This window comes from Pseudoalteromonas caenipelagi (assembly GCF_013140855.1).
In the GTDB taxonomy this organism is placed as follows: domain Bacteria; phylum Pseudomonadota; class Gammaproteobacteria; order Enterobacterales; family Alteromonadaceae; genus Pseudoalteromonas; species Pseudoalteromonas caenipelagi.
Window position 1 is genome coordinate 266,236 of the sequence record NZ_JABBPG010000002.1, and the last position, 11,884, is coordinate 278,119.

Consider the following 11,884-nt stretch of genomic DNA (forward strand, 5'->3'; position numbering starts at 1 on the left):
GTTCGCAACAGGAACAATCAGAAACATCTTAACTTTTCACCTTATATACACTTTAGTATAGTTTTATGTAGAACACATACATGCAAAAAAGTTATTGTGTACAAGGTGTTGTGATTGAAATCTAATCTATTAAGGCCTGCAAATAACAATAATTATCATTTTTTATATTTATCTAGTTGATAACTATTTTTGTTTAGATTAAACTTTGTCTCAGTTAATGTTATTGAGATTGGTTTGTATTCATGTACATCTGTATTTGTCACGGTGTGACTGATAAAAAGATTGCCCAAACAATTGATGAGGGTGCTACTAGCATGCGAGAGCTCAGTCGAGAACTTGGTGTTGGCACTCAATGTGGTAAATGTACAAACTGTACTAAAAAGATCTTAAACGAAAAACTCATCGAGATCGTAGATGTAACAGATCAAGTTGCTTAATAAGCATTTATTAGATTCAAACAAAAAAGGGCCGATTGGCCCTTTTTTATTACAAAGATTTAAAGCTGGGACTGAAGGTAGTTTTCAATTCCCATTGTTTTGATTAGGCTTTGTTGGGTTTCAAGCCAATCGATTTGTTCTTCTTGTTCGTTCAAAATATTGTCTAGTGCTTCTCTTGAGATATAGTCGCGTTTTTCTTCTGCTAGTTTTATGGCTGCCTTCAGATCTATCAATGCTTGTTGCTCAAACGCCATATTTGCCGCAATCATTTCTTCACTGTTCTCACCAATTCGCAGGCGTCCGAGGCTTTGCAGATTTGGAAGACCTTCTAAAAACAGAATACGCTCGATCAATCTATCCGCATTTTTCATCTTCTGGATAGAGGTTTTATAGTCAGCCTTATCAAGGGCGCTAAAACCAAAATCTTTAAACATGCGCGCATGTAAGAAGTATTGATTAATGCCAACCAGCTCGTTAGCCAACACCGCATTCAATGAAGCGATAACGTCTTTATCACCTTTCATATTCGTTCCTTACCTATAGTTGCGATTGGATATAGTTTTGAGTGCCGATTTTATCCATCAAGCCAAGCTGTTGTTCAAGCCAATACACGTGATCCTCCTCGGTATCGAACAGAAGCTTTTCTAACGTTTCACGTGATTGATAGTCTTGTTCTTCTTCGCAAATAGCAATGGCTTCTTTTACACTCTCAACAACTTCTAATTCAAGCGTTAAATCATTTTGCATCATCGAGCGAACATCGTGTCCAATTAAAAGGTCTCGACGTTTTGTCATATTGGGGATGCCTTCAAGGAACAAAATACGTTTGATCAACCAATCGGCATGTGTGGTTTCTTCTTCCATCTCGTGGTTTAAACGTTCGTATAGTTTGTTTAGGCCCCAATCATCATACATGCGAGAGTGAATAAAATACTGGTCGATTGCCGCCAATTCATTGGCTAAAAGTGCATTAAATGCATCAATAACGCGTTGCTTACCTTTCATAACATCTGCCTGCTAGTAACTAATTGGGAGCCAGTTTATAGGAAAGGCGTGCTCTGTCAATTAAAATTCTATAAAAATCAGATGGTTAAATATTGATTATAATTCGCATTACAGTTAATTTTTGTATCTCTATGCGCTAATTGTGGTTGTTTAGAGTTGTATCTTAGGCTCTTATAACAGGGCCTAAGATACAATTTAAAGAGGTTTTAGCACACATTATTTGTACTTATCACCTATTACTTATTGGCTTTGTAGTTTCGTGATTTTTTGAACTGAAAAGCGGCTAAATAGAATAGGCAAAACAAACAATGTGAGCGCAGTTGAAGAGACCAACCCGCCAATGACAACCGTTGCAAGAGGTCGCTGGATCTCTGCACCAACGCCACTGGACAGGAGCATAGGAATAAGACCCAAAGAGGATGTTAATGCGGTCATAAGTATGGGTCTTAACCTTGATGTGGCACCATTAAATACGGCTGTGTCGGTGTCTTCACCTGCACTAATACGTTGATTGATACTTGCTATCAAAACGACACCATTTAGAACCGCAACTCCAAATAGTGTGATGAACCCTACAGAGCTTGGCACCGATAAATATTGCCCTGAAAAGTACAAAGCAAATATGCCGCCAAGAACAGCCAGAGGTACGTTGACTAATATAAGTAGGGCCTGCGGTGCACAAGAGAATGCGAGGTAAAGCAATAGGGCAATCAATGCTAGCGAAAGTGGAACTACAATCGTTAACCTTTTTTCAGCTCTTTGCTGACTTTCAAACTGGCCGCCAATGGTCACAGAATAACCTGCCGGTAAAGTAATTTGAGAGTCAATTGCAGCACGTATTTGGGATACCACACTTCCCATGTCTTTACCTTGTACGTTGGCTTGAATAATTATGACGCGCTGTACATCTTCCCTTCTTACCTGAGGGGGACCTGATTTGAATTTAATCTCTGCAACATCGCCAAGTTTTACCCAAGCGCCAGTTGTGGTGAGCAGTCTGAGTTCATTTATGGCTTGCTCATTTTTCCTAAATTGGGCTCCTAAACGTACATAAATATCATAACGCTCATTGCCTTTGATTATTTGCCCTGCGCTTGTGCCACCAATACCATCTCTGACCAAAGACATAATATCTGCCACCGACAAACCATACCGAGACAGTGCAGTACGCAGCGGGCTAATTACAAGTTGAGACTCACCTGCAATTTGCTCTAAGGCTACATCGGCTGTGCCGTTAATTGTTTTTACCAGAGTTTCGATTTGCTTCCCTTTAGTTGCTAAGACTTCGAGCTCAGGTCCAAACAATTTAATGGCAAGCTGCGCTTTTACACCAGATAGCAGTTCGTCAACTCGTGTAGCGATAGGTTGTGAGAAGTTAAACAACAAGCCTGGGTGAACAGATAGCTTATCCAACATTAAGTTTTGTAACTGCTGGCGATTGTTTGCGCTTTGCCATTGGTGTATCGGTTTTAGGCCAATATATATTTCAATATTGTTGACAGGCTCTGGGTCCCCACCAATTTCTGCGCGACCAATACGGCTGAGGGCGTAGGTTACCTCAGGGAATGATAGCAGTGCTTCTTCGAGCTTAGGTGCAACTAAAAGTGCGGTGTCTAGGCTCGCTGAAGGAGCTAAAGTTACTCGTAAATTAATAGTCCCTTCTTCGAGCTCTGGTACAAACTCTGTGCCTATTTTTGGAGCGACTAGTAGCGCAGCAATAAATAAAGACACGACACCTATTAAGGTGAACGAGGGAAAAGCCAAGGCACTTTTTAGTAGCGTGCGATAGCAACGGTCTAAGGGCTCCAGTAATATGCTTTTGCGGGGGACCAATTTATATTTAAACAAATAACTAGCAAGTGCCGGCACGATAATAACGGCGACGATTATCGCACTGACTAACGCCAACATAATACTTTGCGCCATTGGTTGGAATAGTTTTGCTTCTACGCCTTCAAAGCTAAAAAGAGGCGCAAAAACAATCAGGATAATGAATGCTGCAAATATTACTGGTCGAGCAACCTCTTTACTGGCTTGTTTTACAATCTGCTGAGCAGCAACGTTGTCATTTTTATGTAGCCGTTTAACTATGTTTTCGACCATCACGACAGAGCCATCAACTAACATACCAATAGCGATAGCGATACCGCCTAGTGACATTAAATTTGCAGATATTCCTAGCCAAGACATGAGTATTAATGCGATAGCTATTGAGATGGGAATGGAAATAAGTACCAAAAACGTTGCTCTGAGGTTCATCAAAAACAGCGCTAAGATAATAATAATGAGCACAAAAGCGATACTCAGTGCTTGTACTACAGTATTGACGGCTTTTTTAATTAAGTCCGCTTGGTCGTAAAAGGGCTCAAAACGTACCCCTTTAGGCAATGTCTGTTCAATTAGCTTAACCCGCTGCTCTATTCCTTCTATTGTATTATTGGTATTGGCATTCATGCGTTTTAGAACAATGCCTGTAACCACTTCGCCCAGTTGCTGCACGTTTCCATATTTGTCACGACGTGTCATGGTCACAGCACCTTGGCGTATCTCACTACCAAGTTCAACAGACGCTACCTGGCCGACCGTGATCACGGTTCCATCGATTGTTTTTACAGGGACTTGCGCCAGTTCAGCGATACCTTTTTGATCACTGGCAAACCACCCCATTCCCCGAACAACAAGCTGTTCTTGTCCTCTTTGCATATACCAGCCCCCGGCATTTTCGTTGTTGCTTCTAAGGGCTTGGATCACATCCTGTTGAGACAACCCGTATGCTATCAACTGAGTGGGGTTAATATTTACTTGGTATTGCTTTACCTTTCCGCCAAACGACAAGACGTCAGTTATACCGTCGATGGGCATCAGCATTAGTTTAACTACCCAGTCATTGATGCTGCGAAGTTGCATCACATCAATGTTTGAGTCAGGTTCACTAATAAGCAAATACTGATAAACTTGACCAAGACCGGAAGTATTAGGGCCCATTTGTGGCGTTCCTAATCCTGTTGGGATCAATTCCTTGGCCGTTTGTAAACGTTCAAACACTAACTGCCTCGCGAAATAAACATCAGTGTCTTCTTTGAATACAACGGTAATACCAGATAAGCCAGTTTTAGATATTGACCTGACTTGCTCCACGCTGGGAAGCGCATACATGACTGCTTCTATAGGGTAGGTGATCAGTTTCTCCACCTCTTCTGCAGCAAGTCCAGGCGCTTGGGTATTGATAGTTACTTGCACATTAGTTACATCAGGAAAAGCATCAAGGTTTAGCTTTGGGATCATAACAAATGCGCTACTCATAGTGGCAACAAGCACCAGTACAATTACTAGGCGATTATCAATAGCCCAGTCAATTAAACGATTAAACATAGTGGTTTCCTCGCCTAATGGTTATGAATGTCAAAGTTACTTTTGGCAAACTCTGAGGCGATGAAAAATGCACCTTGAGCAACTACTTGTGTGTTTGGCGTCAGACCTTGTATCTCAACTAAATCACCAAATCGTCTTCCCCGTTTAACTTCATAAGCAGTAAATTGATTTCTATCTTGGGTAATAAAAACTTGCCAATCACCGTCATCACGCCTAATTAATGCTGTTTCAGGGACTGCTAAGACAGGTTGCGCTGTAGGAAGATTAAAATACACGTTAACAAACATACCAGCATGAAGTCGGTCATCGTTGTTATTGACGGCCAAGCGCACTGTACGAGTGCGGGTGAGAGGGTCGATAGTGTGAGACTCTTGGATAACTTTGGCATCGTAAGACTGATCTTGAAATTTAACAGTAGCGGTACTTTGAGCACTGATATGTTCGCTATCATTTGCCGATAATCGAGCTTCAACCCATAAGTTTTTTTCGTTAGCAAGTAGTAATAAAGTTTGCCCTGTCTCGACACGTTGCCCTTGTGCAAAGTCATCTTGTAAAACTACCCCATCGATTTGTGCGTAGAGAGCGTACAGACCAAGTTTGATATCATCGCGTGTCGTTAACTTAGAAATAGCGCTGTCGTTAAGACCCAACGCGGTTAATTTTCCTAGACTTGCCAAGTAGCGAGTTTTAGTTATTACACGCTCGCTTTCGCTGAGCGTTTGTTGATGCATATTTTTTACACGCAGCCATTCGCTATACGCGACCATATAATCTGCTTGCGCTTCGGCCATTGACTCGCTGAATAAAGTAACCAATTTATCGCCTTTTTTTACCTTTTCTCCTAACGCAACATGTCGAGTCATGATCACTGAGTCAGTGCGAGGAGACACGGTGTAACTGGTATAGCCATTTTGTTTTAGTTCACCCGGGGCATAGAGGGTTTGCTGCAAAAATTCAGGTTTTAACTTAACAACTCTTACGTTGGCTAGTTGTTGCTGCAGTAGGTTAAGCGTTACGGCTTGGCCGTCACTGTGGAGATTTGAATCAGTGTGTTTAGTTTGTTCATCGCCATGCTTGTGGCTTTGAGCTGCGTTGGCCATGTTAAAAGGGCCAAACATAAAGGTCATGGTAATAGCTGTTACTATCGCAGTTGTAAATTTAAACATAGTTATCTCTTTATCATCCATATGATTAATGGATTTTTTATAAACAAACACATAGCGCGACACGCTGCTTGTATGCAGTTCGCGTACTACTAATGTGAGATTTAATAGCCTTTATGGCTGGTAAAAAGAGAGACTACGCTCTTGGCGGTCTATATTGTGGTTCATGGCGAAGCAGCGCTTGAGTGCGCTCTTTATCCATGATGTCACGTGATTGTTTTATATATAAGGCTATGGTTGGCTTGCTTACAAACCAACATAAATGGCTACCACTGCAGTGCCCACAATGATGGCAATCTTTTACGTTATGGCCGCTTTGGTCATATTGCTCATTCAACGCTGTTGCTGACAGGTTATGGGTATGCTCGGTTTGCAGATGCTCAATATCAATCTGATGAATTTGCGTACTCGCAGCCATCACCCCAACAGATTGCAGCGCAATTGCTAAGGTTATGAAAAGAGAGAGTAACGTTTTAAAATTCACAGTGATTAAATAGCCTTTGGATAGAATTCGCGCTCAAATTAGCAAACATTCTTTTTAGGGTCAATGAGAAGGGACTATTAGAGTTGACGACTTTTTTAGGTTTAGTTCCAAATCTGGCGATCGTGAACACTATTTTGCGATAAACTAACTTTAATTGAGACTAATGTATCGAAGTTTATGTATTCTCCCGATATCTGCCAAAAAGCGCGAAAAAGCCGTGACCATCGTTTTGACGGCTTGTTCTATGTAGCGGTTAAAACGACAGGTATTTATTGTCGGCCAATTTGTCCCGCTCCTGCTGCGAAAGAACAAAATGTTGAATATTTTGAACACGCACACAACGCTGCAGAAGCAGGGTTTAGACCGTGCATTCGGTGCAGACCTGACTCGGCACCAGGCAGCTATGCTTGGCTTGGCATTCAAACGACCGCTGTACGGGCAAAAAAGATGATCGATGAAGGTGTGTTATCAACACAAACTACAGCCGACTTGGCACAGCGACTGGGTATCACCCAACGTTATCTCAATAAGCTTTTTAAACAGTTTTATGGCACCACTCCTAAGCAATACGCGTTGTACAAACAATGTGATTTTGCTAAACAGTTGTTACAGCAAACAGCCTTACCTGTTGCCCATATCGCTTTTGCAAGTGGGTTTAATTCTCTAAGACGTTTCAATGATGCATTTGCTCGTTTGTATCAACTCTCACCAACTCAATTGCGAGGTAGTGGAGAAAACTCACAATCCCATATAACGTTATATTTACCTTTTAGGCCTCCTTATAACTGGCACGTACTACATGATTTTTTGTCTAAAAGGCTGATTGAGCCTGTTGAATGGCTAACTCCGTACAGTTATGGGCGCACTTTTTGTTTAGATGCCTACGATGGTTGCTTTGAAGCTTATTTTGAAGCAAAGCAGCATAGGTTCAAAGTAGAGATCGCCATTAACGATGTTGCTGGCTTGCACTTAGTGGTGAGTAATATTAAAAGAATACTGGATTTAGATGCTGATCCATTATTTATAGAAAACCATTTTAAAAGTGTGCTGCCAAACACATTTAAGTTTACTCAGGGACTGCGTTTACCTGGCATTTGGAATGAGTTTGAAGCGGGCATTCGCGCTATTTTAGGGCAACAGGTAAGCGTTGCTGCTGCAAGAAACTTACTCAAAACTTTAGTCAATGAGCTTGGTGAAGTTAATCACTTGGGCCAAAGGCTTTTTCCCACTCCAAAGACAATGAAAAGTAACGATTTTAGCTTCTTTAAAATGCCGGCTAGACGAAAAGACGCGTTGGCGAGTTTTGCAACTTACTGCTTCGATTCACAACCTAATGGTGAACTTGATCAATGGTTGAGTATAAAAGGGGTTGGTCCTTGGACCGTTGATTATGCAAAAATGCGTGGACAAAGTAACCCTGATATATATTTAGCGGGAGACTTAGGCGTAAAAAAAGCCTTTGCCCAGTATGGGGAATTGGATGTGCATGCTTGCGCGCCATTTCGTAGTTATTTAACTTTTCAGCTATGGCAACAATTATGATTTACCAACACACGATGGATACGCCGATTGGAGAGCTAGTTATTCAATCATCTAACAAGGGCCTAACCTACGTAGGATTTAAGCCTAAAGCCCTCTACCAAGAGTATGGTAATGAACACACTCACCAAGCACACCAACAGTTGAGTGAATACTTTTCAGGCTCGCGACGTGACTTTGATGTGGCGATAGATGTGACGGGGAGTGCTTTTCAAAAATCTGTATGGCAGTTATTAACTCAAGTACGCTACGGTCAAACTAGCACTTATGGCTGGATGGCTAATCGTTTAAATAATCCTAAAGCGGTGCGTGCTGTGGGCGGCGCAAATGGTAAAAATCCAATTAGTATTATTATTCCGTGCCACAGAATTATTGGTGCTAACGGCACTTTAACAGGTTATGCCGCAGGGGTAGAAAAAAAAGCGTGGTTACTTAAACATGAGCAGCAAAATAAATTAAATTAGATATACTTACCAGCAAATAAATAAAATATTTGGAGTAGCCTCAGTTGCGACAGAAGTCACTGATAGGTTTGATTTTTGCTATTTCGTGTTTTCCTATTTACGCAAAAACAATGACTTTTTGCTATGAAGATAAGGAATTAGCGCCTTCGTATATGGGAGTCGGGCTTAATGTTCCAAAGGTTCGCCCTGGTGTAAGTATCGAAGTATTGCAAACAATGGCGCGGGAGATTGACGGATTGGATATTCAGTTTGTCCGTGAACCGTGGCAAAGATGTTTACACGACCTGAAGCGCAACAAAGTCGATGCAGTAATAGCCAGTTACCGGGAAGAAAGAAAGGCATATATGGTGTTTCCAACTACTGAATCAGGAGAGTTGGATATACAGCTGGCACTGAATCAATTTGGTCGTTGTTTGGTGGGCGATAGTCAGTTTATTGAAGAATTAAGAACAACTAAAGACAGTTTTAATTTGGCAATTCCTCGAGGTTACTCGTCTGCTAAGAGTCTCGATGACACGCGATATATCAAGGTCGACACGCTCTCGCAGCTTGACGCTTTTGATCTGGTAAACAAGCGAGTGGTGGATGGCACTATTGGGCTGTGTATGATAAATGGCAAAGCAGTTAAAGCATTTCCATATGCGACAAAACTTCAAGCATATTACCCTCCGTTTGACACCAGTTTTGGGTTTTTAACTTACTCACAGTTGTTTTATAAAAACAACGAAGCATTGGCGAAGCGGCTGTGGCAGCAGCTGGCTAAATTTCCATTTGCAGATGTGTATATGGAGTACTTAGCATCAGAACATCAACAAATCGATAGCTATGCAACAGATAAACCTAGTTCAAAGTAACGTAGTAAACGCACGTAACTTTGGTTAGACTAATGCCATTTTTAGTTTCAAGATAATTCCATGGCACAACTTTATTTCTACTACTCAGCTATGAATGCTGGAAAATCAACAACTTTATTACAATCAGCATTTAATTATAGAGAGCGCGGTATGACGCCTTTTATTCTTACCGCTGCAATTGATAACCGTGCGGGCGTGGGTAAAGTGGCTTCTCGTATCGGGCTTGAGGCGCAGGCGCATGTATATGATACACAAAGTGACTTGATGCAGCTCATTCGCGATGAACATAATCAGCAAAAAGTAGATTGTATCTTAGTTGATGAGTGCCAGTTTTTAAGCAAATCTCAGGTGAATGCGTTAACAGACGTAGTTGATGAACTGAAGATCCCTGTACTTTGCTATGGCTTAAGAACTGATTTTAGAGGCGAATTGTTTGAGGGATCGCAATACTTACTTGCTTGGGCAGATAAACTCATTGAATTAAAAACGGTGTGCCACTGCGGAAGAAAAGCTAACCGAGTGCTAAGAACTGATGAAAATGGCGTTGCTATTGCCGATGGTGCGCAAGTCGAAATTGGTGGTAACGACCGTTATGTTTCAATGTGCAGAGCACATTATAAAGCGCAATTACAAGCTGCGCTTAAAGCTGTAGAATGATTTTACGTTACGCTATCGGGCGTTTTGAATAGTAATTATGATGGATTACAAATAATATGGCAGGAGCAAGTTTACTCTCATTATTAGACGATATCGCTACATTGTTAGATGACATCGCGCTGATGAGCAAAACAGCCGCGAAAAAAACCGCAGGTGTTTTAGGTGACGATTTAGCGCTCAACGCTCAGCAAGTTACAGGAGTAACAGCTGATAGGGAGTTGCCTGTGGTGTGGGCGGTTGCAAAAGGCTCCTTTGTTAACAAGCTTATACTCGTTCCCAGTGCTTTGTTGATTAGCGCATTTTTACCTTTTTTAATCACTCCCTTATTGATGCTTGGTGGGCTCTTTTTGTGCTTCGAAGGTGCAGAGAAAATCATTGAAAAGCTGTTTCATAAAGACACCGAGCACGACAGCAAAGCGAACATAGAAGTGCTTGATCGGGTTACCTATGAAAAAAATAAAATAAAGGGGGCAATACGTACGGACTTTATTTTATCTGCGGAAATCATAGTCATCTCTTTGGGTACGGTTGCGACTCAAACTCTGAGTACACAGCTTGGTGTGTTAAGCGTTATTGCAATAATAATGACCATCGGCGTATATGGACTGGTCGCATTGATAGTCAAGTTAGATGATATGGGTCTCTATTTGCTGTCTAAGCCCGAAGCTGGACAATTTAAAAAAGCGATAGGTTCTGCACTTTTATCAATTGCACCTAAACTCATGAAGGCACTGGCAGTGGCAGGCACAGTCGCGATGTTTATGGTAGGTGGTGGTATTTTAACACATGGCTGGCATAGCGTGTCAGAAGCAATAGATACGTTAAGTAGCACGATTGCAAATAACAGCTTTTCTTGGTTTGAAAGCATCCTACCTAGTATTTTCAGCACTATTTTTGGCTTATTAGCAGGCCTTATTGTTGTTGGCTTTCTCTGGGCTGGGTCGACATTGAAAAGCAAAGCTTAACCCTAAGCTGTTGGCCGCTAAGCGTGTGGCGGCCAATGTTTCACGTTGTACAGCCAAAGCGAGGTTTAGTCTGAATAACGCCAAGCTAAAAATCGGCTGGATTTTTGACCCTGTGCCATTTTTACGACTTTGACTTCATTTGGCTGCTGCTTTTTTAAATACTGTTTAAGGGGCGCTAAATTATCTTTGTTTGATACTAAACAAGTAAACCAGCCTACTTGATGGGCATATGCTTTACTTTCCTTAATCATATTTTTGATAAACTGACGCTCACCACCATCACACCAAAGCTCTTGGCTTTGCCCGCCAAAATTCAGTTTGTTTCTAGGTTGTTTTGTTAGGTTTTGCCACTTACGTGCCGTGCCTTTTTCGGCCGCATCTTTACTTGCATGAAATGGTGGATTACACATAGTGACATCAAAGAACTGCTGTTGTGCAATAACCCCCTCAAATATATTGTTCGAGTCATGCTGATGAATGAGTTCAATGTTCAGTTTATTTGCAAGCACGATGGCTTTTGCACACTTAATGGCAATAGGGTTAATGTCGCTCCCTACAAATTGCCAATGATATTCAGCGCAGCCAAGTAAAGGATAAATCATGTTAGCCCCTGTGCCGACATCCAACGCTTTGATTTGAGCGTTGGGCTGTTGTTGTCCTAACAAATCTGCCAAGGCATGTATGTAATCGGCGCGCCCAGGTACAGGGGGGCATAAAAAACCTTCAGGTATTGACCAAAATTTCACGTCATAATGGTGCATTAATAGAGCTTGGTTTAGACACACAACGGCATTGCGATCACTAAAGTCGATACTCTCAGTACCTCTTGGAGTGATAACTATGTACTTGGATAGTTCTGGATGTGTTTTACACAAGGCTTGAAAATCGTAGCCGTGGCGATGTTTGTTTCTACTATGCATCAATATTCAAATTTTTGGTCAGGG

The 11,884-nt window shown here is 41.6% G+C and carries 12 protein-coding genes; 6 read left to right on the plus strand and 6 right to left on the minus strand.

Annotated features, from left to right (window positions below):
- The first annotated feature begins 242 nt into the window (after positions 1-242).
- Positions 243-437, plus strand: a complete 195-nt coding sequence (locus HG263_RS05915) for a bacterioferritin-associated ferredoxin (protein WP_171625155.1) — start codon at positions 243-245, stop codon at positions 435-437.
- Positions 438-496: 59 nt separating this feature from the next.
- Here the strand turns inward: HG263_RS05915 and bfr (HG263_RS05920) are convergent, their stop codons facing one another.
- The 5 genes from bfr (HG263_RS05920) to HG263_RS05940 form a co-directional block, all read right to left on the minus strand.
- On the minus strand, positions 497-961 hold the full coding sequence (gene bfr / locus HG263_RS05920; RefSeq protein WP_171625156.1) for a bacterioferritin: 465 nt from the start codon (positions 959-961) through the stop codon (positions 497-499).
- A 13-nt stretch (positions 962-974) separates the two neighbouring features.
- The gene (gene bfr, locus HG263_RS05925; RefSeq protein ID WP_171625157.1) at positions 975-1,442 is read right to left on the minus strand and encodes a bacterioferritin; all 468 of its coding nucleotides are present in this window, start codon (positions 1,440-1,442) and stop codon (positions 975-977) included.
- A gap of 240 nt (positions 1,443-1,682) precedes the next feature.
- Positions 1,683-4,814: an efflux RND transporter permease subunit gene (locus HG263_RS05930; protein ID WP_171625158.1), complete on the minus strand. Its 3,132-nt coding sequence runs from the start codon at positions 4,812-4,814 to the stop codon at positions 1,683-1,685.
- A gap of 14 nt (positions 4,815-4,828) precedes the next feature.
- Positions 4,829-5,980: an efflux RND transporter periplasmic adaptor subunit gene (locus HG263_RS05935; RefSeq protein WP_171625159.1), complete on the minus strand. Its 1,152-nt coding sequence runs from the start codon at positions 5,978-5,980 to the stop codon at positions 4,829-4,831.
- Between the two features lie 133 nt (positions 5,981-6,113).
- Positions 6,114-6,461 carry a hypothetical protein gene (locus HG263_RS05940; protein WP_171625160.1) on the minus strand — a complete coding sequence of 116 codons (348 nt, stop codon included), beginning with the start codon at positions 6,459-6,461 and terminating at the stop codon, positions 6,114-6,116.
- Positions 6,462-6,638: 177 nt separating this feature from the next.
- Between HG263_RS05940 and HG263_RS05945 the strand changes: the two genes are divergently transcribed.
- From HG263_RS05945 to HG263_RS05965, 5 genes are all read left to right on the plus strand, one after another.
- The gene (locus HG263_RS05945) at positions 6,639-8,003 is read left to right on the plus strand and encodes a DNA-3-methyladenine glycosylase 2 family protein (RefSeq protein ID WP_171625161.1); all 1,365 of its coding nucleotides are present in this window, start codon (positions 6,639-6,641) and stop codon (positions 8,001-8,003) included.
- Positions 8,000-8,464, plus strand: coding sequence for a methylated-DNA--[protein]-cysteine S-methyltransferase (locus tag HG263_RS05950; protein WP_171625162.1), 465 nt, complete (start codon positions 8,000-8,002; stop codon positions 8,462-8,464). The genes HG263_RS05945 and HG263_RS05950 overlap by 4 nt, the downstream gene beginning before the upstream one ends.
- A gap of 110 nt (positions 8,465-8,574) precedes the next feature.
- Entirely contained in the window at positions 8,575-9,318 is a 744-nt protein-coding gene (locus tag HG263_RS05955) for a substrate-binding periplasmic protein (RefSeq protein ID WP_171625163.1), read from the plus strand.
- Positions 9,319-9,378: 60 nt separating this feature from the next.
- On the plus strand, positions 9,379-9,975 hold the full coding sequence (locus HG263_RS05960; RefSeq protein WP_171625164.1) for a thymidine kinase: 597 nt from the start codon (positions 9,379-9,381) through the stop codon (positions 9,973-9,975).
- Between the two features lie 56 nt (positions 9,976-10,031).
- Complete coding sequence (locus HG263_RS05965) at positions 10,032-10,940, plus strand: DUF808 domain-containing protein (protein ID WP_171625165.1); 909 nt, start codon at positions 10,032-10,034, stop codon at positions 10,938-10,940.
- Positions 10,941-11,005: 65 nt separating this feature from the next.
- Here HG263_RS05965 and rlmF read toward each other — a convergent pair whose 3' ends face one another.
- Positions 11,006-11,860 (minus strand): 23S rRNA (adenine(1618)-N(6))-methyltransferase RlmF, encoded by an 855-nt coding sequence (rlmF, locus tag HG263_RS05970; RefSeq protein WP_171625166.1) that lies wholly within the window; start codon positions 11,858-11,860, stop codon positions 11,006-11,008.
- Positions 11,861-11,884: the final 24 nt, after the last annotated feature.